Source organism: Micromonospora sp. NBRC 110009 (assembly GCF_030518795.1).
Classification (GTDB): domain Bacteria; phylum Actinomycetota; class Actinomycetes; order Mycobacteriales; family Micromonosporaceae; genus Micromonospora.
This window is the reverse complement of the sequence record NZ_CP130427.1, coordinates 6,813,773-6,838,798: the sequence shown is the minus strand read 5'-3', so window position 1 is coordinate 6,838,798 and position 25,026 is coordinate 6,813,773. Positions and strand designations below refer to the sequence as shown.

Below are 25,026 nucleotides of genomic sequence, written 5' to 3'. Positions count from 1 at the left end.
CGTGAAGAAACCGGCACCCCGCGCCGGCGCCGGCCGCCTGGCCGGAGCGGCCGCCCTCATCGCCGTCCTCACCGTGGTCAGCCGGCTCGCCGGCTTCGGCCGCACCGCCGTCTTCACCTGGACGCTCGCCCCCACCGACCTGGGCGGCGCGTACGTGGTGGCGAACAACCTGCCGAACTTCATCTTCGAGATCGTCGCCGGCGGGGCGCTGGCCAGCCTCGTCGTGCCGCTGCTGGCGGCGGCCGCGGAGCGGGGCGACCGGCGGGCGGTGGCCGCCACCACCGGTGCCCTGCTCACCTGGGTGCTCGCCCTGCTGGTGCCCCTCGCCGTGCTGGTGGCGCTGCTCGCGGACCCGCTGGTCGCGCTGCAGGGGTCCGGTCTCAGCGAGGTCCAGCGCGAGGCCGGGGCGCGGATGCTGCGGCTGTTCGCCCCCCAGCTGCCGCTCTACGGCGTCGGCATCGTGTTGACCGGGGTGCTCCAGGCGCACCGGCGGTTCGCCTGGCCGGTGATCGCCCCGCTGCTGTCCAGCATCACCGTCATCGCCGTCTACCTCGGGTTCACCGCCGCCGAGGGGCGATCGGCCACGGTCGGGCGGGTCAGCGCGGGCGGCGAGCTGCTCCTCGCCGGTGGCACCACGCTCGGCGTGGTCGTGCTCTCGCTCTCCCTGCTCATCCCGCTGCGCCGGCTGCGGCTGCCGCTGCGCCCGGGCTACCGGTTCCCCGCCGACGCCCGCGCCCGGGTCGGTGGGCTGGCCGTCGCCGGGGTGGTCACCGTCGCGGCCCAGCAGGTCGCCCTGATGGTGGCGCTCAACCAGGTCTCCTACGGGGCCCAGGCCAACCCCGGCATCTACAACATCGCCCAGACGATCTACTTCCTGCCCTGGTCGGTGCTCGCGGTGCCGCTCGCCGTGGCCGCGTACCCGACCCTGGTGTCGGCGCGGGCGGCCGGCGACGAACGGACCTACCGGGAGACGCTCGCCCCGGCGGTGCGCGGCGTGGTGCTGTTCAGCCTGCTCGGTGCCGCCGCGCTGGTCGGCACGGCGGTGCCGATCGGGCACTTCTTCTTCGCGCCCGAGCCGGCGCGCACCGCCGCGGCGGCGATCGCCGGTTTCGCCCCCGGGCTGCTCGGCTACGGCCTCTTCGCCGTCCTCACCCGGGCCCTCTACGCCCGGGGCGCGACCCGGGCCGCGACGGTCGCCACCGCGGTGGGCTGGCTGACCGTGCCGGCCCTGGCGATCCTGCTCGGGCATGCGTTGCCGCTCGCCGACCGGGTGTCAGCCGTGACGCTGGCCACTTCCGGGGGCATGCTGGTGCTCGGTGGTCTGCTGGTCGCCGCCGTGGTGCGTTCCGCCGGTCGGGACGCCCTCGCCGGTGTCGGCCGGGCCGGGGCCGCCGGCCTGCTGGCCGCGGTGGTCGCCGGGTCCGGCGGAGCGCTCACCTCCCGGTGGCTCGCCGGCCTGGCCGGCGGGACCCCGACGACGGGGGAGGCGCTGGTACAGGGCATGCTGTCCGGGGCCGTGGTCGGCGCGCTGTTCCTCGCCGTAGCCTGGCTGACCGACGAACGGGACGTGCGCCCGCTGCTCACCGCCGTGGCCCGCCGGCTCGGCCGGCGACGCCCACCCGGCGGGTCCGACGGCTCGCGGGAGGACCAGCACCCCTCGGGACGGGGTGACGGGAAGGAGAGCATTTCCTCATGACGGACGCCTCGTCGGCGCCGCGGTGGTCCGGCTCGGTGGCCCTGGTGCTGGCCTCCAGCACTGGCGGCGTGGGGCAGCACGTCCGCTCGGTGGCCCGGGGACTGGCCGCCGCCGGCGCGTCCGTGCTGGTCTGCGGCCCGGCCGCCACCCAGGACCAGTTCGACTTCACCGGGGTGGGTGCCCGGTTCACACCGGTGGAGATCCCGGCCAGCCCCACCCCCGCCGACGCGCGGGCCGTCGCCGCGCTGCGCCGGGCGCTCACCGACACCCCGGTGGACGTGGTCCACGCGCACGGGCTGCGGGCCGGCCTCGTCGCCGTCCTCGCCCGGCCGGCCGCCCCGCTGGTGGTGACCTGGCACAACGCCGTCCTCGCCGGCGGGCTGCGGGGCCAGGTGTCCCGGCTCGTCGAGCGGGTCGTCGCCCGGAACGTCCGGGTCGCCCTGGGCGCCTCCGCAGACCTGGTCGAGCGGGCCGCCGCGCTGGGCGCCGCCGACGCCCGCCTCGCCCCGGTCGCCGCGCCGACGCTGCCCGCGCCGCGCCGCCGCCGGGGCGCCGTCCGCGCCGAGTTCGGGGTCGCCCCCGACCGTCCGCTGATCCTCTCGGTGGGCCGGCTGCACCCGCAGAAGCGGTACGACGTCCTGGTCGACGCCGCCGCCCGGTGGCGCAGCCGCAAGCCCGCGCCGGTGGTGGTGATCGCCGGCAGCGGGCCCGCGTACCTGCAACTCGCCGCCCGGATCTCGGCGGCCCGGGCCCCGGTGACCCTGCTCGGGCACCGCACCGACGTGGCCGACCTGCTCGCCGGCGCGGACCTGGCCGTGGTCACCAGCGACTGGGAGGCCCGGCAGCTCTTCGCCCAGGAGGCGCTGCGCGCCGGCGTGCCCCTGGTGGCGACCGCCGTGGGCGGGCTGCCGGAGCTGGTCGGCGACGCCGCGGTGCTGATCCCCGCCGACGACGTCGACGCGGTCGACGCGGCGGTCCGCGACCTGCTGGACGACGAGACCCGCCGGGGCGAGCTGGCCCGCCGGGGCGCCGCCCGGGCCGCGACCTGGCCGACCGAGGCGGACACGGTGGCCGCGCTGGCCACCCTCTACGCCGACCTGGCGCCGGTGCCGTCGACGGAGGCCCGGTGATGCTGCGCAGACTCACCCCGGTCCTGCTGACCCTCCTCGTGGTGGCGCTGGGCATCACCGCGCTGGCCGCCCGGCCGGACCACGGCAGCCCCGGCCGCAGCGCCGACTTCGTCGTGCTGGCCGGGGTGGCCGGGCTGCGCTGGGACGACGTCGACCCGCAGACCACGCCGACGCTGTGGCGGATGGCCGAGGAGGGCTCGATCGGCTCTCTGTCGGCGCGCTCCGCGCACCGGCCCACCTGTCCGGTCGACGGCTGGCTCACCCTCGGCGCGGGCAACTTCGCCGCCTGGAACGGCACCCGCCGGGTCGGTGGCTGCCCGGTCGCCGGGGTGAGCATCGAGCAGCCCGACGGGATCGGCGCCAACCTGCCCGACCAGGAGAGCGTCGTCGCCTACAACCAGGACAAGCTCTCCTGGGGCACCACCCCGGGAGCACTGTCCGAGTCCGTCCGGTGCTCGGTGGCGGTCGGGCCGGGCGCCGCGGTGGCCGCCGCCCGACCGTTCGGCCGGGTCGACCGGTACGCGCCGGTCCTCCCCGCCGACCCGGCGAAGCTACTCGGCTCGTGCGTGCTCAGCATCGTCGACCTGGGCACCGTCGACGCCGACGACCCGACGGTCCGGACCGCCCAGGCCCGGCAGGCCGACGCCCAGCTCGCCCGGGTGCTCGCCGCCCGGCCACCCCGCTCGATGGTCATGGTCGCCGGGATCTCCGACACCGACGAGCCGTCCCGGCTGCACGTGGCGGTCGCCGACGGTCCGGGCTGGGACGGGGGCTGGCTGACCTCGCCGACCACCGCCCGGGAGGGCTACCTGCAACTGGTCGACCTGGCGCCCACCGCCCTCGCCGCGCTGGGCCGCCCGATGCCCGAGCGGCTCTTCCTCGGCCGTCCCGCGGTCTCCGTCGGCGACCGGCCGGCCGACCTGCGGACCGCCATCGACCAGCCGGCCGACGCGGACCGCGAGGCGGCCGCGCAGCGCCGGGTGGCCGGCTGGTTCTTCGTCCTGCTCGCCGCGGCCCAGGTGGCCCTCGCGGTGGCGGTGCTGCCGCTGCTGCGCCGGGCCCGCCGGCACGCCGGCCCGCACGGGCCCGAACCGGTGTCCCGGCAGGTGGTGGCGGTGGTCGAGCTGCTGCTGATCGCCGCCGCGCTGGCCGTGCCGGCCGCGCTGCTCGCCGACGCCGCCCCCTGGTGGCGGGGCGACCACGCCGGCTGGTGGTTCGGCACGGTGACCGCGCTGCTGATCGTCGGCGGCACCGCGGCGGTCCGGTTCCTCCCCGGGCACGGGAGCACCCTCGGCCCGCTCGGCGCGGTCGCCGGCCTGGCCACCCTGGTGGTCGGGGTGGACGTGGTCACCGGCTCCCGGTTGCAGCTCAACGGCGTCATCGGCTACTCCGCGCTGGAGGGCGGCCGGTTCGCCGGTCTCGGCACCGTCGGCCTGGGCGTGTTCATCGCCGGGTCGCTGCTCTGCGGCGGCTGGCTCGCCCAGCGGGTCCGCCGGCCCTGGCGGCCGATGGTGATGGTGGCCGTCGGCGGCATCGCCGTGGTGGTCGTCGGCAGTCCCTACCTGGGGGCGGACTCGATCGGCGCGATCGCACTCACCGCCGGGCTGAGCGTCGCCGCCGCGATCTGCACCGGCGGCTGGCTGACCGTGAGCCGGCTGGCCTGGGCCACCATGGCCGGGCTGGCGCTGACCATCGGCTTCGCCGTCGTCGACCTGCGCCGGCCGGAGGCCGAGCGGGGCACCGTCGGGCGGTTCCTCGCCGCCCTCGGCGACGGCACCGGCGGGCTGACCGTGCACCGCGCCAGCACCGCCAACCTGGAGGCCCTGTTCAACAGCCCGCTCACCGTGCTGGCCGTGGCCGGCGCGGCGCTGGTCTGGCTCGCCCTGCTCCAGCCCTGGGGCGGCTTGATGCGGCTGTTCGGCATCTACCCGGCGATCCGGGCCGCCATGGCCGGCACCGGCGTGGCCGCCGGCATCGGCGGGCTGCTCGGCGGCTCGGCGCTGGACGTGGCCGGCGCGGCGGCCGCCCTGGTGGTGCCGATGGCGGCGCTGGCCGCGCTGCGGGTGCTCGACCACGCCACCGACCGCACCCAGCCCGGCACCGGCCGGCCGGGGGACGAGGGCCCCGGTGGCCCGGCCAGTGGCGGCCCCACCGACGGCGACCGCCCGGGCGGCGGCGACTCAGCCGGTGTCGAGCCGGGCGGTCCGGCCCGGTCCGACGCCGACGGCGGTCCGGGCGGTGCCCCGGGCGGGGCCGGCGACGGCACCCCCACGGCGGGCGTGGACCAGCCGGCGCGGGTGCCGGCCCAGGGCCGCCCGGCATCGACCGAGGTGCCCTCCGCCTGAGTCCGACCCGGTTTCACGTGCCCGTACGGCGGGTGCGACGCCGGTCCGGGCCCGGAGAGGTGTTACCGTGGAGTCCCGTGGATCGCGTGATCACTTGGCTGATCGGCTCGGCGGTTCGCACGACCGCTACGGACGACACGGGAGCAGGCCTTGGCCCCTTCAGCACGGACGACCAGGCACATTTTCGTCACCGGGGGCGTCGCCTCCTCGCTGGGTAAGGGCCTCACCGCCTCCAGCCTCGGCAATCTGCTCACCGCGCGCGGGCTGCGCGTGGTGATGCAGAAGCTCGACCCGTACCTCAACGTCGACCCCGGGACGATGAACCCGTTCCAGCACGGTGAGGTCTTCGTCACCGAGGACGGCGCGGAGACCGACCTCGACGTCGGCCATTACGAGCGCTTTCTCGACCGGGACCTGTCCGGCAAGGCGAACGTCACCACCGGCCAGATCTACTCGGACGTGATCGCCAAGGAGCGGCGCGGCGAGTACCTGGGCGACACGGTCCAGGTCATCCCGCACATCACCAACGAGATCAAGTCGCGGATCCTCGGCATGGGGGAGCCGGACGCCGAGGGCCACCTCCCCGACGTGGTGATCACCGAGGTCGGCGGCACGGTCGGCGACATCGAGTCGCTGCCGTTCCTGGAGGCGATCCGCCAGGTCCGCCACGACCTCGGCCGGGACAACTGCTTCTACCTGCACGTCTCGCTGGTGCCCTACCTGGCCCCGTCGGGCGAGCTGAAGACCAAGCCGACCCAGCACTCGGTGGCGCAGCTGCGCAGCATCGGTATCCAGCCGGACGCCCTGGTGCTGCGCTGCGACCGGGACATCCCGGACAAGGTCAAGGAGAAGCTCTCCCTCTACTGCGACGTGGACCGGGAGGCGGTCACGGCCGCGCCGGACGCGCCGAGCATCTACGACATCCCGAAGGTGCTGCACCGGGAGGGCCTCGACGCGTACGTGGTGCGCCGGCTGGGCCTCTCCTTCCGGGACGTCGACTGGACCCGCTGGGACGACCTGCTGGAGCGGGTGCACCAGCCGCGCCACACGGTGACCGTGGCGCTGGTCGGCAAGTACGTCGACCTGCCCGACGCGTACCTGTCGGTGAGCGAGGCGATCCGGGCCGCCGGCTTCGGCCACCGGGCCCGGGTGCAGCTGCGCTGGGTGCCCAGCGACGACTGCGTCACCCCGGCCGGCGCGGCCGCCGCCCTGGCCGGCGTGGACGGCATCGTCATCCCGGGGGGCTTCGGCGTCCGGGGCATCGAGGGCAAGATCGGCACCGCCCGGTACGCCCGGGAGAACGGCATCCCGCTGCTCGGCCTCTGCCTCGGCCTGCAGTGCATGACGATCGAGGTGGCCCGCCACCTGGCCGGCCTGGACGGGGCGAACTCGCTGGAGTTCGACGAGGAGGCCAAGCACCCGGTCATCGCGACCATGGCCGACCAGGAGGACATCGTCGCCGGCAAGGGCGACCTGGGCGGCACCATGCGGCTCGGGGCGTACCCGGCGAAGCTGACCGAGGGTTCGCTGGTCGCCGAGGCGTACGGCAGCACCGAGGTCAGCGAGCGGCACCGGCACCGGTACGAGGTGAACAACGCCTACCGCGACCAGCTCAGCAAGGCCGGCCTGCGGTTCTCCGGCACCTCGCCGGACGGCCGGCTGGTCGAGTTCATCGAGCTGGACCGGGAGCTGCACCCGTTCTTCGTGGCCACCCAGGCGCACCCGGAGCTGAAGAGCCGGCCGACCCGGCCGCACCCGCTGTTCGCCGCGTTCGTCAAGGCCGCCGTCGCGTACTCCCAGGCGGACCAGCTCCCGGTCGACCTGGAGACTGCCCCGCCGGAGGCCGCGGCCGCGAAGGCGAGCCGCAACGGCGCCGCCGCCGCGAAGGCGGCGTCCGCGTCGTGAGCGCCGTCGAGCACCGGTACGAGGTGACCGGCCACCGGGAGATCTGGTCCGGCCGGATCTTCTCGGTGGTCAGCGACGACGTCACCATGCCCGGTGGTGGCACCGCCGCCCGGGACTACGTCACGCACGTCGGCGCGGTGGCGGTGGTGGCGCTGGACGACGCCGGTCAGGTGGTGCTGATCCGGCAGTACCGGCACCCGGTGGGCCGGCACCTCTGGGAGCTGCCGGCCGGGCTGATGGACGTCCGCGGCGAGGACCTGGCCGCCGCCGCCGTTCGGGAGCTGGCGGAGGAGGCCGACCTCACCGCCGGCACCGTCGACGTCCTGGTCGACCTGCACAGCTCGCCGGGGTTCACCAACGAGGTGGTCCGGGTCTTCCTGGCCCGCGACCTCGCCGATGTGCCGCCCGACCAGCGGCACGACCGGCGCGACGAGGAGGCCGACCTGCAGGTGGTCCGGGTCGACCTCGACGAGGCGGTGCGGATGGTCCTGGCCGGGGAGATCACCAACGCCTCCTGCGTGGCCGGGCTGCTCGCCGCCGCCCGGGCCCGGGAGACCGGCTTCACGGAGCTGCGCCGCCCGGAGGCGCCGCTGCCCCGCTGAGCGGGACCGGACACGACGAAGGGGCCGCGCGGTGCTCAGCACGCGCGGCCCCTTCGTGTGTCGGACGCTCAGTCGCGCAGCGGGCGGCCCTGGCCGTCGACGCCGCCGTTGACCAGGATCAGGATGCCGTCGATGAGGCCCCAGATGCCGCCGAGACCGCAGGTCACGATGCTCACCACGAGCTGGAGCACGCCGGTCTTGGTGTCGCCCATGTAGAAACGCCCGGCGCCGAAGCTGCCGAGCAGGATGCCGAGGATACCCGCGATGGTCTTGCTCTTGTCCGAAACGCCCTGCGGGTACTGCTGGTACGGAGGAGTGGTCATGAGCGGACACCTTAGTGATCCACTGGCGTCCTGTCCGCACCGCAGACCCAATGGTGGGACGATGTTTACCCAATAGTGTCCTGACGGCTGAGGCGGTCTCCACCGCCCAGTCCGGTTCATGCCTGACACATCGTCAGGACGACCGGGCACCGGATGTCACTGTGCTGCCCTCCGGCGCGTTCGCACGGGCCTAGACTGCCGCCGGCGGGACCGGTGGACCGCGTCGGCAATGGGGCCGCCGCGGCGCCGAGCAGTCGGGGGTGCGCTGCCCCGAAGGAAGGTGTCTGCATCGTGAAGGTCGGAATCCCACGCGAGGTCAAGAACCACGAGTACCGCGTGGCGATCACGCCCGCGGGCGTCAACGAGTTCACCCGCCACGGCCATGAGGTCTTCGTCGAGTCCGGCGCGGGCGTGGGCTCCAGCATCACCGACGACGAGTTCGCCGCCGCCGGCGCGAAGATCCTGGGCACCGCCGACGAGGTCTGGGACGCCGCCGAGCTGGTGCTCAAGGTGAAGGAGCCCATCGCCGAGGAGTACCACCGGATGCGCGAGGGGCAGGTGCTCTTCACCTACCTGCACCTGGCGGCCTCCAAGGAGTGCACCGACGCGCTGCTCGACCGCAAGGTCACCGGCATCGCGTACGAGACCGTCGAGCTGCCCGACCGCTCGCTGCCGCTGCTCGCCCCGATGTCCGAGGTGGCCGGTCGGCTCGCCCCGCAGGTCGGCGCCTTCTACATGATGCGCACCGGCGGGGGACGGGGCGTGCTGCCCGGCGGCGTCTCCGGCGTGTACGCCGCCAAGACCGTGGTCATCGGCGCCGGCGTCTCCGGCATGAACGCCGCCGCCATCGCGCTCGGCCTGCAGTCCGAGGTGCTGCTGCTGGACAAGAACGTCGCCCGGCTGCGCCAGGCCGACGCCATCTACCGCGGTCACCTGCAGACCGTCGCCTCCAACGCGTACGAGATCGAGCGGGCCGTGCTGGACGCGGACCTGGTCATCGGCGCGGTGCTGGTGCCCGGCGCGAAGGCGCCGAAGCTCATCTCCAACGAGCTGGTCTCCCGGATGAAGCCGGGCAGCGTGCTCGTCGACATCGCCATCGACCAGGGCGGCTGCTTCGAGGACTCGCGCCCGACCACGCACGCCGACCCGGTCTACAAGGTGCACGAGTCGATCTTCTACTGCGTGGCGAACATGCCCGGCGCGGTGCCGAACACCAGCACCCACGCGCTGACCAACGTCACCCTGCCGTACGCCCTCGAGCTGGCCAACCGCGGCTGGCAGGAGGCGCTGCGCCGCGACCCGGCTTTGGCGCTGGGCCTGAACACCCACGCCGGCCAGGTCGTCTACGGCCCGGTCGCCGAGGCGCACGGCATGGGCATGCTGCCGCTGGCCGACGTGCTGGCCTGAGGGGCGACCGCCTGACCACCGACACGGCAGGGGCCGGCGCGGAACCCGCGCCGGCCCTGCGCCGTGCGGTCCGGGGCTACCTGGACCACCTCACCGTCGAACGTGGGCTCTCCGCCAACACCCTCGCCTCGTACCGCCGGGACCTGGACCGCTACCTGGCCACCCTGGCCGCCGCCGGGGTGAGCGACCTGGCCGCCGTCGGGGCCGCCGAGGTCGAGGGCCACCTGGCCCGGCTGCGCGCCGGCGACGCCGCGCACCCGCCGCTCGCCGTCTCCTCCGCCGCCCGCGCCGCCAGCGCCGTCCGCGGCCTGCACCGCTTCGCGCTGCGCGAGGGGATGGCCGGGGCCGATCCCGCCCGCGACGTCCGGCCGCCCACCCCGGCGCGCCGGCTGCCCCGGGCGCTGCCGGTCGATGCCGTGATCCGGCTGCTGGAGGCCGCCGGCCCGGTCACCGCCACCGGCGACGCGGCGCCCCGCACACTGCGCGACCGGGCGCTGCTGGAGTTCCTGTACGGCACCGGCGCGCGCATCTCCGAGGCGGTCGGCGCCGCCGTGGACGACCTGGACCTGGCCGACGGGGCCGTGCTGCTGCGCGGCAAGGGCGGCCGCACCCGGCTGGTCCCGATGGGCGGGTACGCCGTCGAGGCGGTGCGCGCCTGGCTGGTCCGGGGCCGCCCGGCCCTGCTCGCCGCCGGCCGGGGCACCCCGGCGGTCTTCGTCAACGCCCGGGGCGGCGCGCTGAGCCGGCAGGGCGCCTGGGCGATCCTGCGCGGCGCGGCCGCCCGGGCCGGCCTGCCGGTGGACGGACCCGACGCCGTCTCCCCGCACACGCTGCGGCACTCCTTCGCCACCCACCTGCTCGACGGCGGTGCCGACGTCCGGGTGGTGCAGGAACTGCTCGGCCACGCGTCGGTGACCACCACCCAGGTGTACACGTTGGTCACCGTGGAACGGCTGCGTGAGGTCTACGCGACCGCCCACCCGCGGGCCCGCGGCTGACCTCTTCGGACCGTCCGGCCACCGCGGGCCGGCCGACACGCCGACCCGGTACCGAACGCGCTGCTGGCACGTGGCGTACAGTCGGCATCGGCGCGGACCTCAGGGGCGACGAACCGGGGGTGCGCAGCGGCGCCGCGAGGGACGTCGGACGGCTCCGACGCCAGGTGGTCGTCGGGAGGGGGCAACGAGGACATGGCAGGCAACGAGGACCGTGCCGAGACCTGGACGTCGGAGCTCCGTGAGCAGCAGGCGACGCTCGGCGCCGACCTCGGTCCGGCCGACCCGGCCGCCTACACCATGCGCAAGCCGATCCCGGAGCCGATGCCGACCGACCGGCACGGCCCGGCCCGGATCATCGCGATGGCCAACCAGAAGGGTGGCGTCGGCAAGACCACGACCACCATCAACCTGGGCGCCGCGCTCGCCGAGTACGGCCGCAAGGTGCTGCTGGTCGACTTCGACCCGCAGGGGGCACTCTCGGTCGGCCTGGGCGTCAACCCGCACAACCTCGACCTGTCGGTCTACAACCTGCTCATGCAGGACGACGTCACCGCCGAGGACGTCCTGATCAAGACCGACGTCGCGGGGCTGCACCTGCTCCCCGCCAACATCGACCTCTCCGCCGCCGAGATCCAGTTGGTCAACGAGGTGGCCCGGGAGATGGCCCTGGCCCGGGTGCTCCGCACGGTCCGCAAGGAGTACGACTTCATCCTGATCGACTGCCAGCCCTCGCTGGGGCTGCTGGCGATCAACGCGCTGACCGTGGCGCACGGCGTGCTCATCCCGCTGGAGTGCGAGTTCTTCAGCCTGCGCGGGGTCGCGCTGCTGCTGGACACCATCGACAAGGTGCGCGAGCGGCTCAACTTCGACCTCGAGCTCGAGGGCATCCTCGCCACCATGTACGACAGCCGCACCACCCACTGCCGCCAGGTGCTCCAGCGGGTGGTGGAGGCGTTCGGCGACAAGGTCTACCAGACCGTGATCACCAAGACCGTGAAGTTCCCCGAGTCGACCGTGGCCGGCGCCCCGATCACCACCCTCGACCCGGCCTCCTCCGGCGCGCGCAACTACCGGCAGCTCGCCCGTGAGGTGATCGCGGCCCAGGCGGAGCGGTAGGCCGAACGCCGGGTGTCCGGGCCGTGGACTACGGTTTTCCGGTGACCGCACCGCCCCTCGACCCCCTCGCGCCGCACGGCGCCGGTGACGCCGTGGCCGCCGCCGGGCTGGCCGCCGAGGTCGACGGCGTGGTGCCGGCCGCCCCGGCCACCGTCGAGGAGACCAGCGGCTTCACCGTCCGGCTGGACAACTTCACCGGCCCGTTCGACCTGCTGCTCCAGCTCATCAGCAAGCACAAGCTGGACGTCACCGAGGTGGCCCTGCACAAGGTCACCGACGAGTTCATCGCGTACCTGCGGGCCATGGGCGACCAGTGGGACCTGGACGAGACCAGCGAGTTCCTGCTGGTCGCCGCCACCCTGCTCGACCTCAAGGCGGCCCGGCTGCTGCCCGCCGCCGAGGTGGAGGACGAGGAGGACCTGGCCCTCCTGGAGGCCCGGGACCTGCTCTTCGCCCGACTGTTGCAGTACAAGGCGTACAAGGAGGCGGCGGCGCACCTCGCCGAGCTGGAGTCGGTCGGCGGCCGGCGCTATCCCCGGGCGGTCACCCTCGAACCCCGGTACGCCGAGGCGCTGCCCGACCTGGTGCTCGGCATCGGCCCGGAGCGGCTGCTCAAGCTCGCGCTCAGGGCGATGACCCCGAAGCCGGTTCCCGAGGTGTCCATCGCGCACGTGCACATGGTCCGGGTCAGCGTCCGCGAGCACGCCGAGATCATCTCCGAGCGGCTGCGCCGCGCCGGCACCGCCAGCTTCTCGCTGCTCTGCGCCGACTGCGAGATCACCCTGGAGGTGGTGGCCCGCTTCCTGGCGCTGCTGGAGCTCTACCGGCAGGGGCTGGTCGCCTTCGTCCAGGAGCAGGCGCTGGAGGAGCTGACCGTGCGCTGGACCGGCTCCGCCGACGGCGGCACCGAACTCACCATCGACGAGTACGCCGGCTCCCCGGAGCCGGCCACCCCGCCCGCCGGCGAACCGGCCACGACGCAGGAGTGACCCGATGAGCGACGAGGAGCGCCGCGACTCGCTGGCCGACCAGGCCGCCGCCTGGATCCCCCCGTGGGAACGCCCCACCCCAGCCAAGCCCGAGGGCGCCGACGAGCAGCCGGCCGAGCCGGCCGCGCAGGCACCCGCGAGCCCGGAGCAGCCGCCAGCGCCGGCCACCACCACCGCCGAGCCGACGCCCGCCGAGCGTGCGGAGCCGGAGATCGTGGACACCTACCGTTCGCCAGGAACGGAAACTGTCCAAGATCCGATGGCGGAGGGCGCTGCGGCGCCGGGGGAGTCGACGGAGACGCCGGTCGTCGAGCCGAGCGTGACCGGCGGAGTGGGGGAGCCGGCCGAGACCGCCCCGGCCGTCGACGAGCCGGTCGGCCCTGACGCTTCGGGCGCCGGCGAGCCGATTGGCGCTGAGGCTCTGGGCGGCGGCGAGTTGGTTGGCGCCGACGCTTCTGGTGCCGATGAGCCGGTCGGCTCTGCGACGCCGGGCGGCGCGAGTGGCGTACCCGGGAAGCGGGGGCGGCGGGCGGCGCCGGCGCCGGAGCCCGCGCCGCTGCTCGACGACGCCGAGCTGCGCGGCGCCCTGGAGGCCATCCTGCTGGTGGTGGACCAGCCGGTCAGCGAGCTGACCCTGGCCCAAGTGCTGGAGCAGTCCCCGGAGCGGATCGGGCCGATGCTCGATGAGATCGCGGCCGGCTACACCGCCGCCGGGCACGGCTTCGAGCTGCGCCGGGCCGCGGGTGGCTGGCGTCTCTACACCCGCCCGGAATACGCGACCTACGTCGAGCGGTTCGTGCTGGAGGGCCAGACGGTCCGACTGACCCAGGCCGCGCTGGAGACCCTCGCGGTGATCGCCTACAAGCAGCCGGTGACCCGGTCGCGGATCTCCGCCATCCGGGGTGTCAACTGCGACGGCGTGATCCGTACCCTGGTCTCCCGGGGGCTGGTCGAGGAGTGCGGCACCGAAGCGGACAGCGGGGCGTTCCTCTACCGGACCACCACGATGTTCCTGGAGAAGCTGGGGCTGAACTCGGTGGACGACCTGCCGCCCCTGGCCCCCTTCCTCCCCGACGACGTAGAAGAGCTTGCCGATGCGACGCGATGACCGTGCCCCGAAGCCCGACGCCCCCGTGTACGAGGGCGCCGAGCGCCTGCAGAAGGTGCTCGCCGCCGCCGGGGTGGGTTCGCGGCGCGCCTGCGAGGACCTGATCTTCCGGCGCCGGGTCACCGTCAACGGCCGCGTGGCCCAGCTCGGCGACAAGGCGGACCCGGCGCGCGACGTCATCCACGTCGACGGCGAGCGGCTCCAGGCCGACGTCCGCCTGGTCTACGTGGCGATGAACAAGCCGCGCGGGGTGGTCACCACCATGGCCGACGAGAAGGGCCGCACCGAGCTCGCCGACTTCATCGGCGCGCGGCTGGAGCAGCGGGTCTACCACGTCGGGCGGCTGGACGCCGACAGCGAGGGCCTGCTCCTGCTCACCAATGACGGCACCCTCGCCCACAAGCTCATGCACCCGTCGTACGAGGTGCTCAAGACCTACCTCGCCGAGGTGGCCGGGCCGATCCCGCGCAACCTGGGCAAGCGGCTGACGGCCGGCGTCGAGCTGGAGGACGGGCCGGTAAAGGTCGACTCCTTCAAAGTGGTGGGCACCCTGGGCAAAACCGCCCAGGTGGAGCTGACCCTGCACGAGGGGCGCAAGCACATCGTCCGGCGCCTGATGGCCGAGGTGGGACACCCGGTGTCCCGGCTGATCCGTACCTCGATCGGTCCGATCAAGCTCGGCGACCTGCGCACCGGGCGGCTGCGCCGGCTGACCAACGCGGAAGTCGCCGCCCTGTTCAAGGCGGTCGGTGACTGACCCCGACGATCGGGGTACCGCTCCCGGTAGGCTTCGACGCGGCCCGCGGGCCGGCGGGTGGCGTGCGTCGCCCCCTGGCGGCGTACCGCGCGGCCGACCCGCGCGGCGCGGGATGATTGACGATAGGAACAACCGCTCAACGGCGCCGGGGACACCGGCGACCCGCGAGGTACGGGCTGAGGAGGACAACGGTGGAGGAAAACGTACCGGCCGGGCGCTGCGTGGTCGCTGTGGACGGGCCGTCCGGTTCGGGTAAGTCCACCGTGTCGCGGCGGCTCGCGGTCAGCCTTGGCGCCCACTACCTCGACACAGGCGCCATGTACCGGGCGCTCACCTGGGCGGTGCTGCGCTCCGGCGTCGACCTGACCGACACCGAGTCGGTGGCCAAGGTCGCCGGCGAGGTCGACCTGCGCATCGGCACCGACCCCCAGGGGTACGGCGTGACCGCCGACGGCGTCGACGTGGCCAAGGCGATCCGCGGTCCCGAGGTGACCGGCGCGGTCTCCGCGGTGGCCGCTGTGGGCGCCGTCCGCGAGCTGCTGGTAGCCCGCCAGCGGCAGGTGATCGCCGAGGCCGGCCGGATCGTGGTCGAGGGCCGCGACATCGGCTCGGTGGTGGCGCCCGACGCGGACCTGAAGGTCTACCTGACCGCCTCCGAGGCGGCCCGCGCCCAGCGGCGCAGCGCCGAGGACGCCGCCGACGTCGCGGCGACCGCCGCCGACCTGGCCCGCCGGGACAAGCTCGACTCGACCCGCAAGGTCAACCCGCTCCAGCAGGCCGCCGACGCGGTCGTGCTGGACACCACCGAGCTGGGCATCGACGAGGTCGTCGCCCGGCTGCGTGCGCTGCTCACCGAGCAGGGTGTGGCATGAGCGAGGACTTCGGAGGCTGGGTCGAGCTGCGCGAGCCGGAGCTCGAGACCGGTGAGCCGACCGGCCCGCAGCCGGTGGTGGCCGTGGTCGGCCGTCCCAACGTGGGCAAGTCCACGCTGGTCAACCGGATCATCGGCCGCCGGCAGGCGGTCGTCGAGGACATCCCCGGGGTGACCCGGGACCGGGTACCGTACGACGCGCAGTGGAACGGCCGGGCGTTCACCGTGGTGGACACCGGCGGCTGGGAGCCGGACGCCAAGGACCGGGCCGCGGCCATCGCCGCCCAGGCCGAGGCGGCCGTCGTCACCGCCGACGTGGTGCTCTTCGTGGTCGACGCCATGGTCGGCTCGACCGATGTGGACGAGGCCGCGGTGAAGATGCTGCGGCGCAGCGCCAAGCCGGTGATCCTGGTGGCGAACAAGGCCGACAACGCAACCATCGAGATGGAGGCGACCGCGCTCTGGTCGCTCGGCCTCGGTGAGCCGTTCCCGGTCTCCGCGCTGCACGGCCGCGGCTCCGGCGACCTGCTCGACGCCATCATGGAGGCGCTGCCCGAGGCGCCGAAGATCGTGGAGAACCGCCCGCGCGGCCCGCGCCGCGTCGCCCTGGTCGGTCGCCCCAACGTCGGCAAGTCCAGCCTGCTCAACCGCTTCTCAGGCGAGGAGCGGGCGGTGGTCGACGCGGTCGCCGGCACCACCGTCGACCCGGTGGACAGCCTGGTGGAGATCGGCGGGGAGACCTGGCAGCTGGTCGACACCGCCGGCCTGCGCAAGCGGGTCGGCAAGGCCAGCGGCACCGAGTACTACGCCAGCCTGCGCACCGCCTCCGCGATCGAGGCGGCCGAGGTGGCGGTGGTGCTGCTCGACGCCAGCGAGGTGATCAGCGAGCAGGACCAGCGGATCCTCTCCATGGTCGTGGAGGCGGGCCGGGCCTTGGTCATCGCCTTCAACAAGTGGGACCTGATGGACAGCGAGCGCCGGTACTACCTGGACAAGGAGATCGACCGGGAGCTGCGCCGCATCCCCTGGGCGATCCGGCTGAACCTGTCCGCGATGACCGGCCGTGCGGTCGACAAGCTCGCCCCGGCGCTGCGCAAGGCCCTAGCGAGCTGGGAGACCCGCATCCCCACCGCGCAGCTCAACCAGTGGCTCACCGCCCTGGTCCAGGCCACCCCGCACCCGGTGCGCGGTGGCCGGGCGCCGCGCATCCTGTTCGCCACCCAGGCCGGGGTGGCCCCGCCGCGCTTCGTGCTGTTCACCACCGGGCCGCTGGACGCCGGCTACCAGCGCTTCGTCGAGCGCAAGCTCCGCGAGGAGTTCGGCTTCGAGGGCACCCCGATCGACATCTCGGTACGCGCCCGCAAGAAGCTCGGCCCCGGCGGCCGCGGCAAGGCCCACGGCTGACCTTCCCTCCCGTACGCCCGACGCCGGGTGGCGCCGTCCCTGGACGGCCCACCCGGCGCCGCCGTTCCCCCTCACCCCAGCCTCCTAGGCCGCTGTAGGGGGAGTGGCGTGGGACGCGCGCGGAACGGGAGGAGCCCCGTGCGCACGGTGCGAAGATCCTGCGCTAAGCTGTACCGGCTGCCGCGGGGAAGACCGCGCGGGGGCATCGGGACGTGGCGCAGTTTGGTAGCGCACTTGACTGGGGGTCAAGGGGTCGTCGGTTCGAATCCGGCCGTCCCGACACTGTTCAGAGGGCATATCTCATCAATGGATATGCCCTCTTCTCGTAGCTGGGTGTCTAACTGAGTGACTACGCCTCAGCGCCGAAGATCCGATCCATGGCCACCGCGCCGGACAGGAGCACCGGCCGCAGTTGGTGCCGGTAGACGCTCTCGGTGACGATCGTGCCGGAGTGGCCGCAGAGGCCGGCGTGCTGCACTCATAGTCGTTCAGAGCCGGGACGACCAGGCGTCGAGCGGGTGCGCGAGGATCCGGAGGCGTCCGCCGGTTTCGATTGCCTGTGCTGCCGCACCGGACGGCTTGCGTTTCGCCTGGTCCTCAAACGAGGCCAGGAACTCCGTGGCGAAGTCGAGTCGGGGGTACCGGTCGAGCACGCTTTTCCTGCTGGCCTCGGAGAATTCCTCAGGACGTCGTCCTGCCACGTCCCAGGCCGTCGCGACCTGCAGCAGGTGGGACTCGACGTCCTCGGCGGCGGACACGTCGGCGCGCATGTGGGTGACGATGATGTGTTCCACGCGGGCCGCGCGGGCCTCGGGCCAGCCGGCGGCGACTCCGAATACCCACGCGAGGTCCCCGCCGGCCTCCTCGAACGGAAGCGAATGACTGTCGAACGGCTCGGTGAGCCCGGCATCGTGCAGGAGGGCCGAGACGTAGTACAGCTCGTCGTCGAAGCCAATTCCATGTGCACGGGCGTACATCACCCCCCACAGGTAGGACCGGATGGAGTGGTTGAGCAGCGCAGGCGAGCAGTAACGGGTGGCCACGGACAGCGCCGCCGTCCCTGCAGGCGTGTTGGGAAGTTCCGGCAATCTGGAAGACTCGGCCATGAGTGGATCGTAGTTACGACGCCTCCGACCAGAGCTGGCTGTGGGTGGAGTTCGGTGGCGACTTACCCGATGCCAACATGCCGGCGTCTACGAGTTAGTGCCCTTGGCCGGCGTCGGCCCGCCGTGAATTTACGGCTGGCCGTCGGAGGCCGCCTTTAGATCAGGATGATCGGGCGTCGTCCTGCCTTCGTCTCACTTGTCGTCTCGTTCGCATGCGTGCGGGGGCGACCGCGAACGACCGGTCGGTCAAGTTGGCCCAGGTGGCGGACCCACCCGATCAAGCGCGTATTGGGCCGAGCAGACTTGGAAAGCGTGCCGGGGACTGCTCACGCCGGCCCTGACTCGGCTGATGTCAGCTGTTCCATCACTGGGCGAAAGCTCAAGCCTTGTCTCGTTCCGCAGCCTCTTCCGGGGAGAGGCGGCTGACTGCCAGGCCGGCGTCGGTACGAACGAGTGTCAGCGCGCCGATCCAGCTGGTGTCGTCGGGGTACTCCCAGTTGGCTGGGTCTGCGAGCACGTGCGGGAGTTCTGGTCGGGGGACGACTTCGCCGGGGGTGAGTCCTGCGAGCCCCTCGTCCGAGATCCATCGCTCGTACCGCCGGACTTCGATCCATCCGCGATCGACTAGCGACAGCAGGATCCTGGCGAGTTCGTCGAGTGGCAGCCGTTGCGCAGCTTCGTCGAGGTCGCCGTGGACGCCTGGCAGGATGTCCATCTCCATTGCGTTGATGAAGAAGCACTGTTCGACGTGGCTTAGGTTGTCCCAGTCCTGTTGGCTCACGCTGTGATCGTGGCAGGGCAGGAGTGCAGCATGACAGCCCGGCAGCCGGGCGACTTCCACCGGACGGGGCCCACGGGCTGCGAGCGAGGCGTCGGCCGAGCAGCCAACGGAGCAGCCAGCCAGCGAGCATTAGCGGACGATTACGAACGCAGACGTCCAGCCGATCAGCAGGAGCAACTGCCGGAACAGGAGTCCGGGACCGACTCGTAATGCGTGGGTCACTGTCGAGGTGAGAGCGGCACAGGACGCAGCGGCGACACCGTCCCGACCCCTCGCCACCGCGCGCCGGATTCTGACACGCCTACGACGGTTGACAACCCTGGTTGTCGAGCGGACTCTGAAGTCGGAGGCCACTGACAAGGGAGCCGATCATGCGGGAGCTGACGTCGGACGAGCGACGGGAACTTCGGCGGGAACTGGGTGCGGTTGCCGCTGACTGGGCGCAGCGGCTGCACAACTCCGATGTGGATGCCCGGGCCGGCGCTGCCCAGGAGCCAAGCTCCGCGGAGACGATGCGGACTCACCTTGCGCGGATGGCGGCAGGTGAGCAGATGCGTCGCCTTCTCGCTGACCTCGTGTCCGCCAGTGCTGAGGAAGCGGTGCAGCACGGTGCCGGCTATCCCGAGCTTGGCGCGGCGGTAGGCGCCAGTCGGCAGGCCGCGCGTAAGCGATGGCCTGGCCTGTCGAAGAGGCGTGCCACCGAGTGGAAGCAGCCGCCCGGGGGCATCGGTTGGGCCGGCAACCAACCGGGGTGCCCGGGACCGTTTTTGGGGACCTGAGGGGCTGGGCTTGACATCCGTGGCTGACATCGACGGTGGCGGCTGAAGCCGGACGAGGGTGGACGGCTATCGGCTCTGAGCCGAACCCATTGGACGTCAGCGGACGTTGCGGCTTTGCCGATAGCGCCTTGTAAGCGAGACGTCGGCGATCCGTTGAGGCGGGCGCTAGGCCGCATAACGGCGGCGCAGCAGCGTGGACGCGATTGCAAAGAGAGCCGGGACGCCAAATGCCACGACGACCCCCACGAGGTCATGTGCGCCGGCGCGGCGGGCGACCATGGGGTCCGACGCCAGGTATTCGATGCGCACCTCATCGTCGATGTCGGCGTCGCGGCCGATCCAGGGCTGCTCGACTGTCGCCTCAACCTGCCGCCCGTCGGCCAGATAGCTGACCCGCACCGAGCCTGGCCCTCGGATAGAGGTGTGCACGTCGATCACGCGTCCGACCGTATGGCGGTGATCGAGATCGAGCGCGACCTCGTCGCGGACGACGATGCCCGCACCAATGCAGAAGCCGATCCCGGCGAGCACCGTGAACGCGAGCCAGCCGTACATCGCTAGCTGGAGCCGCCACACGGGCTCTGCCGGCGGTAGGGGCAGCCCGGACGGTCCCGGCGTCAGTCCGCGCCTGGCACGCGACGGCCGCGACCGCTTCCTGGTTCCCTTGACCACCCGTTCATGATTCACCCGCGCCGCCAGCAACCGGCGCTGAGGCAGCCAGGAGGCAGCGAAAGCCACGACGACGACTGTCGAGGTCCGTCAACAGGCGGCGGTCCGGAGCTGTTCGCTGCCACTGTTCGGCGCGGAACCTCATTCGTCGACAACATGTACCCGGCTCCCCTCTACGGGGGTCGTCGCACGGTCTACCGCATGTCCTCGGGCAGCTCCCCGACGCGCAGCTGCACCAGGGCGTCGTCGTTCCACTCCTCTCTGGATTGCGCTGGTGGCAGTTCGACGCCCGCGACACCGGCAGGGGACGAGAACTCCTGCCGGAGACGGCCGAGGAGATCGGTCGCCTGCTCAAGCGTCTGTGCGGAGTTGTCGGGGTCGTCGAGGCTTAGACCCAAGACGCTGGCGCCGTCCCTGGTGACCGTGATGATGGCCTGGTAGTGGTTGCGAGCTCGGATGTACAGCGAGAAGCCGCTACCAGCGTCTGCGCTTCGGTCGAGGTCCTGGAGTGCTTCTGCATCCCCGCTGTGGGGCGATCCCGTGATGTAGGTCCGCATGAACGAATGCAGCCGCTCATCGCCGGGGTCATCGACGTCGACGTACCGGTCGACAAAGGCCCTGAACACATCCGGCTCGCAGCCGGGGACCCATACATACACGTCAAGGCACGGCGGCATGGTCGAAGGCTACGGCCTGCCGATCACCAGGCGTGAGAGCTACCGTGGCCGGCCCTCGGTCGGCCGAGCGATGGCCGCGGGGCAACGTGACATCAGTCCTTGACATCAACGGTGACGGCCGAGGCCGGACGCTTGCGTACGGCTCTCCCCTCCGGCCCGAACCCAGTGGACGTCAGCGGACGCCTACGACTCTTGCCGAAGACGCCTTGTAAGCGAGATATCAGTCAGTGGCGGCTCGCCGGTCCACTTACCCTCCCCGCATGAATCTCGATGATCTTCCCCTGGCGGAGTTCGCGTACCCCGGGCCGCTGCGAGACAAGCTGGTGGCCGCCATCCTGTCCGGCGCGAAGTCCTCGACCTCCAGCCTTGTGCTCGGATACGAGTGCGCGAACGAGCCGCTGCCTCAGGTCGGCCAGCGATCGGCGGTGGTGGACTCGGAGGGCCGGCGCGTCGGGGTGATCGAGCTGACCGAGGTGCGTGTGGTCCGGCTCGCCGATGTCGATCTGCAACACGCCCTCGATGAGGGCGAGGGAGATGAGTCTGTGGCGCAGTGGCGGGCCGGGCACGAGGCGTTCTGGCAGAGCGAGGAAGTGCGCGCGGAGCTGGGCGATCCCGGCTTCACCGTCAACGACGACACCCTGGTGCTGGCCGAGCGTTTCCGGCTGGTGCACACCGTTTGATCCGACTGGCTCGCGGTCTTTCCGACTCACGTCACCGGGAAGCCTCCGGGGCTTGCCGAGCAGCCAAGCGAGCAGCCAAACCGGCGAACAGCAGCGGACAATCACGGACCGGGGTATCAGGTCGAGTAGGAGGACCAGCCGGCGGACCAGCGTCCGGCCACCGACTCGTAATGCGTCGGTCACCGCCGGGCTTAGGACCGCGGCACGCGATGGCTGACGTTGTAGGTGACGGCGATCAGGGGGGCGGGAGTCGCCGAGGTCGTTGACGTAGGACTGACGGCGGCTGGCTCTCCGGTTGCGGGCGCCGGTAGGCGGCGACGTGCCCAGGTAGGCCGGCACCCGCCAAGGGCTCGTGGCGAACCTGCTGACGGCCTCAGCCCAGCGCTGCGGGACCGACTCGTAAGGAGCAGGTCGAAACCTTGGTAGGGTTGGTGCGGCCGCGGCTGGGCCTGCCGGTGTACGACGGGCCTCTGCTGCTCGGCGAGGAGACCGACACGTTTCTGGGATGCCGCAGCCGGAGCCGGGCCCGGCGGTCAGGCAGGCCGCCACCGCAGCCGATTGTCCCCGGCCGAGCGCTTGCACATCATCAGCTTCCCTGTGCTGGTGCGTCCCATCGCGCCGGCCGCCTTGCAGGATGCCCCCGGGTGCACACCGTTGCGGCTGGACGGGCGCGTGGTGTGCTTCATCGTCGACTGAGGGCTGCTGCGCGTCGGCCTCGGGGTGGGCTTCGCCGTAGTGTTCGGCGTCGACGACGGACCGGCCGAGGTCGGGGCGGAGCTGAAGGGAATGGCGGCGATGTGGCCGGCGCTTGCGCTCACCGACGGGGTGGTTTTCCGCTGGTCGTCGCCGAGGAGGTTCCCGCAGAAGTAGAGTCCCAGCAGCACCGCGAAGGTGGCCGCGATGACCTTCGCCGGGTGGCGTTTGGCTTTCGAGAGGAGGCCGGGCGGCGGGGGAGCTCGGTGCTTCACGGGCACGAGTGTGACTGGCCGCAGGAATGGACGCCCATTACCCGTTCGGCTGTTCGAGGCTACTGCCCGCTGTCGGCAAAAGGACAGAAGGGGCCATCAGGCTGAGGACTTGAGCAGCGACTTGACATCCGTGGCTGACATCAACGGTGACGGCCGTGGCCGGACATGCTCGTACGGATCTCGCCTCCGGTCCGGACCCAGTGGACGTCAGCGGACGATGCGACTTCTGCTGGAACCGCCTTGCAAGCGAGGGATCAACTAGGCCGCCAACGGGCCGTCCGGGCCGCCGCTGGGCCGTTGAGTGCCGGGGCACAAACGGGGCGCAAGACACTGTGAAACGTCGGCGACCAGCCATCAACGACGCGAGCCCAGGAGCGGGCATCACCAGTGCGCCGACCAGGTTGCCGCAGGTCAGGGGAGAGGCAGCCTAAGTTCCGCTTCAACTCAACGCGATGTCCTCATCGGTCGCCGAGGGCCGGGGACTCAGTAGAGGTAGGTCGTCGAGGACGGCAGCAAGTCCGGCGAGGCCGACGAGGCTGGCGATGCCGCGGCCCATGCCGGCGGCGAGCGGGCCGACGCCGAGAGCGAGGTCCTGCGCCGGGCCGGAGCGTCCGTGTCAGGGGGGCGGCGGGACGCCGGAGCGGGACCGGCGGGCACGAAGACGTCCGCGGGCATGGAGCTGCGCCGTCGGGCCACCACGGCGCCACGGTCAGATGTGTCGGGCGGGTCAGCGGCGGCTCTCGCCGCTGGTGACCTCCTTCCGCTCTGGGCGGGGTTCGACCGGCGGGTGCCCCGGCGAGACCGGTGCCTCGGCCGGCTTCTCGATCGGGTAGAAGAAGCCCCGGATGGCCGGGCCGAGGGCACCGAGCCGGTTCATCTTCTTGGGCACGACCCAGCCGACGTAGTCCAGCTCGCCGTGCCCGTCGTGGGCCGCGGTGAGCGGCTGGTGAACCTCCACGAACCGGCCGTCCGGCAGCCGCTTGATGATGCCGGTCTCCACGCCGTGGGCCAGCACCTCCCGGTCGTGCTGCTGCAGGCCCAGGCAGATCCGGTACGCGACGTAGTAGGCCAGCGGCGGGACGATCAGCAGACCGACCCGGCCCGCCCAGGTCATCGCGTTCAGGCTGACGTGGAACTTGTCGGCGATGACGTCGTTGGCGCCCGAGAGGGTCAGCACGAGGAAGAACGCCACGGCCATCGAGCCCGCGGCGGTCCGGGCGGGAACGTCCCGGGGCCGTTGGAGCAGGTTGTGGTGCCGGTAGTCCTTGAGGTGCCGCGCCTCCAAAAACGGGTAGAACAGCGAGATCGCGATCAGGATGCCCGGCAGAACGACCGTCGGCCAGAAGATCGGCGGGATGACGTACCCGTTGCCGATCGGAATGCTGATCTCCCAGGCCGGCATGAGTCTTGTCGAGCCGTCGAGGAACATGACGTACCAGTCGGGTTGGCTGGCGAACGAGACCACCCACGCCTCGTACGGGCCGAACAACCAGATCGGGTTGATCTGGAACAGACCGCCGAAGAGCGCGATCACGCCGAAGACGACCATGAAGAAGCCGCCCTGCTTGAGCGCGTAGCGCGGGAAGAACCGCTCGCCGACCACGTTCTCGTTGGTCCGGCCGGGGCCGGGCCACTGGGTGTGCTTCTGCTTGAAGAGCAGGCCCAGGTGGACGCTGATCAGCGCCACCAGCAGCGCCGGGATCAGCAGCACGTGGACGATGAAGAACCGGCTGATGATGATGGTGCCCGGGAACTCGCCACCGAAGATCGACGAGCTGACCCAGGAGCCGATCACCGGGATCGACAGGATGATGCCGGAGGCGATCCGCAGACCGGTGCCGGAGAGGCCGTCGTCCGGCAGGGAGTAGCCGGTGAAGCCGGCGAGGAAGCCGACCCAGAACAGCAGCGAGCCGATGATCCAGTTGGTCTCCCGCGGCTTGCGGAACGCGCCGGTGAAGAAGACCCGCAGCATGTGCACCACAATCGAGGCCATGAACAGCAGGGCCGCCCAGTGGTGCATCTGCCGCATGATCAGCCCGCCCCGGACGTCGAACGACAGGTCCAGGCTGGAGGCGTACGCGGCCGACATCGGGGTGCCCCGCAGCGGGGCGTAGCTGCCGTCGTAGACCACCTCGGTCATCGCCGGCTCGAAGAAGAAGGTCAGGAAGACACCGGTCAGCACCAGGACGATGAACGAGAAGAGCGCGATCTCGCCCAGCAGGAAGGACCAGTGGTCCGGGAAGACCTTGTTCAGCAGCGCGCGCAGCGGCGTGGCCGCCTGGAACCGGTCGTCCAGCGCCCCGGCGGTCTTGCCCGGCACCGCTGCCATGTCAAACTTTCGGCGCTTCATGGCCGCTCCCAGAAGTCGGGGCCGACGGTTTCGATGTAGTCCGACTTCGCCACGAAGAAGCCCTCCGCGTCCACCTCGATCGGCAGCTGCGGCAGCGGCCGGTTCGCCGGGCCAAAGATCGGCTTGGCGTTGTCGGTGATGAGGAACTGCGACCGATGCCGTGAAAGAACCAGTCAGCAGCATCCCCCAGCGCGAAGACCCCCACGCCCGACGCCACAGCCGACCATCCATTGACCCGGCGGCCCAACTACTTCACCTCGGCGTTGCCTACCTGCACGTTGCCCCAGACTGCCGCATTACGGTCAGGTGCGCGGGCGAAACGCCCGTATAGGGCAAGCGACGCCTTCCGGTTCTGCAGTTCCCAA

Annotated in this window: 22 protein-coding genes, 1 tRNA gene and 2 pseudogenes; 16 read left to right on the top strand and 9 right to left on the bottom strand. The window is 72.2% G+C overall.

What is annotated here, in order from left to right:
- Position 1 precedes the first annotated feature (1 nt).
- From murJ to Q2K19_RS32230, 5 genes are all read left to right on the top strand, one after another.
- The gene (murJ, locus tag Q2K19_RS32250; RefSeq protein ID WP_302766145.1) at positions 2-1,696 is read left to right on the top strand and encodes a murein biosynthesis integral membrane protein MurJ; all 1,695 of its coding nucleotides are present in this window, start codon (positions 2-4) and stop codon (positions 1,694-1,696) included.
- On the top strand, positions 1,693-2,826 hold the full coding sequence (locus Q2K19_RS32245) for a glycosyltransferase family 4 protein (RefSeq protein ID WP_302766143.1): 1,134 nt from the start codon (positions 1,693-1,695) through the stop codon (positions 2,824-2,826). Before murJ ends, Q2K19_RS32245 begins: the two co-directional genes overlap by 4 nt.
- Positions 2,826-5,171 carry a hypothetical protein gene (locus Q2K19_RS32240; RefSeq protein WP_302772870.1) on the top strand — a complete coding sequence of 782 codons (2,346 nt, stop codon included), beginning with the start codon at positions 2,826-2,828 and terminating at the stop codon, positions 5,169-5,171. Before Q2K19_RS32245 ends, Q2K19_RS32240 begins: the two co-directional genes overlap by 1 nt.
- Positions 5,172-5,321: 150 nt before the next feature.
- Positions 5,322-7,076 (top strand): CTP synthase, encoded by a 1,755-nt coding sequence (locus Q2K19_RS32235; RefSeq protein WP_302766141.1) that lies wholly within the window; start codon positions 5,322-5,324, stop codon positions 7,074-7,076.
- Positions 7,073-7,678 carry an NUDIX domain-containing protein gene (locus Q2K19_RS32230; protein ID WP_302766140.1) on the top strand — a complete coding sequence of 202 codons (606 nt, stop codon included), beginning with the start codon at positions 7,073-7,075 and terminating at the stop codon, positions 7,676-7,678. Before Q2K19_RS32235 ends, Q2K19_RS32230 begins: the two co-directional genes overlap by 4 nt.
- A gap of 68 nt (positions 7,679-7,746) precedes the next feature.
- On the opposite strand, the gene Q2K19_RS32225 is transcribed toward Q2K19_RS32230, so the two are convergent.
- On the bottom strand, positions 7,747-8,001 hold the full coding sequence (locus tag Q2K19_RS32225; protein ID WP_302766139.1) for a TM2 domain-containing protein: 255 nt from the start codon (positions 7,999-8,001) through the stop codon (positions 7,747-7,749).
- Positions 8,002-8,292: 291 nt separating this feature from the next.
- Between Q2K19_RS32225 and ald the strand changes: the two genes are divergently transcribed.
- From ald to Q2K19_RS32180, 9 genes are all read left to right on the top strand, one after another.
- Entirely contained in the window at positions 8,293-9,408 is a 1,116-nt protein-coding gene (ald, locus tag Q2K19_RS32220; protein ID WP_302766138.1) for an alanine dehydrogenase, read from the top strand.
- A gap of 11 nt (positions 9,409-9,419) precedes the next feature.
- Positions 9,420-10,406: a site-specific tyrosine recombinase XerD gene (locus Q2K19_RS32215; protein ID WP_302772868.1), complete on the top strand. Its 987-nt coding sequence runs from the start codon at positions 9,420-9,422 to the stop codon at positions 10,404-10,406.
- Positions 10,407-10,598: 192 nt separating this feature from the next.
- On the top strand, positions 10,599-11,522 hold the full coding sequence (locus Q2K19_RS32210) for a ParA family protein (protein ID WP_302766137.1): 924 nt from the start codon (positions 10,599-10,601) through the stop codon (positions 11,520-11,522).
- Positions 11,523-11,563: 41 nt separating this feature from the next.
- Positions 11,564-12,511, top strand: a complete 948-nt coding sequence (locus Q2K19_RS32205; protein ID WP_368046121.1) for a ScpA family protein — start codon at positions 11,564-11,566, stop codon at positions 12,509-12,511.
- A 259-nt stretch (positions 12,512-12,770) separates the two neighbouring features.
- The gene (scpB, locus tag Q2K19_RS32200; protein WP_446839776.1) at positions 12,771-13,619 is read left to right on the top strand and encodes an SMC-Scp complex subunit ScpB; all 849 of its coding nucleotides are present in this window, start codon (positions 12,771-12,773) and stop codon (positions 13,617-13,619) included.
- Positions 13,606-14,376, top strand: a complete 771-nt coding sequence (locus tag Q2K19_RS32195) for a pseudouridine synthase (RefSeq protein ID WP_302766131.1) — start codon at positions 13,606-13,608, stop codon at positions 14,374-14,376. The genes scpB and Q2K19_RS32195 overlap by 14 nt, the downstream gene beginning before the upstream one ends.
- A 191-nt stretch (positions 14,377-14,567) precedes the next feature.
- Complete coding sequence (gene cmk / locus Q2K19_RS32190; RefSeq protein ID WP_302766130.1) at positions 14,568-15,248, top strand: (d)CMP kinase; 681 nt, start codon at positions 14,568-14,570, stop codon at positions 15,246-15,248.
- Positions 15,245-16,651, top strand: a complete 1,407-nt coding sequence (gene der, locus Q2K19_RS32185) for a ribosome biogenesis GTPase Der (RefSeq protein ID WP_302766129.1) — start codon at positions 15,245-15,247, stop codon at positions 16,649-16,651. The genes cmk and der overlap by 4 nt, the downstream gene beginning before the upstream one ends.
- Positions 16,652-16,857: 206 nt before the next feature.
- Positions 16,858-16,931, top strand: a tRNA-Pro gene (locus tag Q2K19_RS32180).
- Positions 16,932-17,000: 69 nt separating this feature from the next.
- Here Q2K19_RS32180 and Q2K19_RS32175 read toward each other — a convergent pair.
- From Q2K19_RS32175 to Q2K19_RS32165, 3 genes and pseudogenes are all read right to left on the bottom strand, one after another.
- Positions 17,001-17,126 (bottom strand): annotated as a pseudogene (locus tag Q2K19_RS32175) (site-specific integrase); the annotation flags it as partial.
- A gap of 13 nt (positions 17,127-17,139) precedes the next feature.
- Positions 17,140-17,757, bottom strand: coding sequence for an HD domain-containing protein (locus tag Q2K19_RS32170; protein ID WP_302766128.1), 618 nt, complete (start codon positions 17,755-17,757; stop codon positions 17,140-17,142).
- A gap of 379 nt (positions 17,758-18,136) precedes the next feature.
- On the bottom strand, positions 18,137-18,538 hold the full coding sequence (locus Q2K19_RS32165) for a hypothetical protein (RefSeq protein WP_302766127.1): 402 nt from the start codon (positions 18,536-18,538) through the stop codon (positions 18,137-18,139).
- A 371-nt stretch (positions 18,539-18,909) separates the two neighbouring features.
- On the opposite strand from Q2K19_RS32165, the gene Q2K19_RS32160 reads away from it, so the two are divergent.
- Positions 18,910-19,317, top strand: a complete 408-nt coding sequence (locus Q2K19_RS32160) for a hypothetical protein (RefSeq protein ID WP_302766125.1) — start codon at positions 18,910-18,912, stop codon at positions 19,315-19,317.
- A gap of 165 nt (positions 19,318-19,482) precedes the next feature.
- On the opposite strand, the gene Q2K19_RS32155 is transcribed toward Q2K19_RS32160, so the two are convergent.
- Together Q2K19_RS32155 and Q2K19_RS32150 are read right to left on the bottom strand one after the other, a co-directional pair.
- Entirely contained in the window at positions 19,483-20,055 is a 573-nt protein-coding gene (locus Q2K19_RS32155) for a hypothetical protein (protein WP_302766123.1), read from the bottom strand.
- Positions 20,056-20,180: 125 nt separating this feature from the next.
- Positions 20,181-20,663 carry a hypothetical protein gene (locus Q2K19_RS32150; protein WP_302766121.1) on the bottom strand — a complete coding sequence of 161 codons (483 nt, stop codon included), beginning with the start codon at positions 20,661-20,663 and terminating at the stop codon, positions 20,181-20,183.
- Between the two features lie 260 nt (positions 20,664-20,923).
- Here Q2K19_RS32150 and Q2K19_RS32145 point away from each other — a divergent pair, with 260 nt between their 5' ends.
- Positions 20,924-21,343, top strand: a complete 420-nt coding sequence (locus tag Q2K19_RS32145; protein ID WP_302766119.1) for an ASCH domain-containing protein — start codon at positions 20,924-20,926, stop codon at positions 21,341-21,343.
- Positions 21,344-21,876: 533 nt separating this feature from the next.
- Here the strand turns inward: Q2K19_RS32145 and Q2K19_RS32140 are convergent.
- The 3 genes and pseudogenes from Q2K19_RS32140 to Q2K19_RS32130 all read right to left on the bottom strand — a co-directional run.
- Positions 21,877-22,311: a hypothetical protein gene (locus Q2K19_RS32140; RefSeq protein ID WP_302766118.1), complete on the bottom strand. Its 435-nt coding sequence runs from the start codon at positions 22,309-22,311 to the stop codon at positions 21,877-21,879.
- A 727-nt stretch (positions 22,312-23,038) separates the two neighbouring features.
- On the bottom strand, positions 23,039-24,661 hold the full coding sequence (qcrB, locus tag Q2K19_RS32135) for a cytochrome bc1 complex cytochrome b subunit (RefSeq protein ID WP_302766115.1): 1,623 nt from the start codon (positions 24,659-24,661) through the stop codon (positions 23,039-23,041).
- Positions 24,658-24,819: pseudogene (locus Q2K19_RS32130) on the bottom strand ((2Fe-2S)-binding protein); the annotation flags it as partial. The pseudogene Q2K19_RS32130 and the gene qcrB, both read right to left, overlap by 4 nt.
- Between the last annotated feature and the right edge of the window lie 207 nt (positions 24,820-25,026).

Coding starts and splice junctions, on each gene's coding strand:
- Q2K19_RS32245 (WP_302766143.1), top strand. CDS start 1,693: ATGACGGACGCCTCGTCGGCGCCGCGGTGGTCCGGCTCGGTGGCCCTG.
- Q2K19_RS32240 (WP_302772870.1), top strand. CDS start 2,826: ATGCTGCGCAGACTCACCCCGGTCCTGCTGACCCTCCTCGTGGTGGCG.
- Q2K19_RS32225 (WP_302766139.1), bottom strand. CDS start 8,001: ATGACCACTCCTCCGTACCAGCAGTACCCGCAGGGCGTTTCGGACAAG.
- Q2K19_RS32210 (WP_302766137.1), top strand. CDS start 10,599: ATGGCAGGCAACGAGGACCGTGCCGAGACCTGGACGTCGGAGCTCCGT.
- scpB (WP_446839776.1), top strand. CDS start 12,771: ATGGCGGAGGGCGCTGCGGCGCCGGGGGAGTCGACGGAGACGCCGGTC.
- Q2K19_RS32195 (WP_302766131.1), top strand. CDS start 13,606: ATGCGACGCGATGACCGTGCCCCGAAGCCCGACGCCCCCGTGTACGAG.
- der (WP_302766129.1), top strand. CDS start 15,245: ATGAGCGAGGACTTCGGAGGCTGGGTCGAGCTGCGCGAGCCGGAGCTC.
- Q2K19_RS32170 (WP_302766128.1), bottom strand. CDS start 17,757: ATGGCCGAGTCTTCCAGATTGCCGGAACTTCCCAACACGCCTGCAGGG.
- Q2K19_RS32160 (WP_302766125.1), top strand. CDS start 18,910: ATGCGGGAGCTGACGTCGGACGAGCGACGGGAACTTCGGCGGGAACTG.
- Q2K19_RS32150 (WP_302766121.1), bottom strand. CDS start 20,663: ATGCCGCCGTGCCTTGACGTGTATGTATGGGTCCCCGGCTGCGAGCCG.
- Q2K19_RS32145 (WP_302766119.1), top strand. CDS start 20,924: ATGAATCTCGATGATCTTCCCCTGGCGGAGTTCGCGTACCCCGGGCCG.
- qcrB (WP_302766115.1), bottom strand. CDS start 24,661: ATGAAGCGCCGAAAGTTTGACATGGCAGCGGTGCCGGGCAAGACCGCC.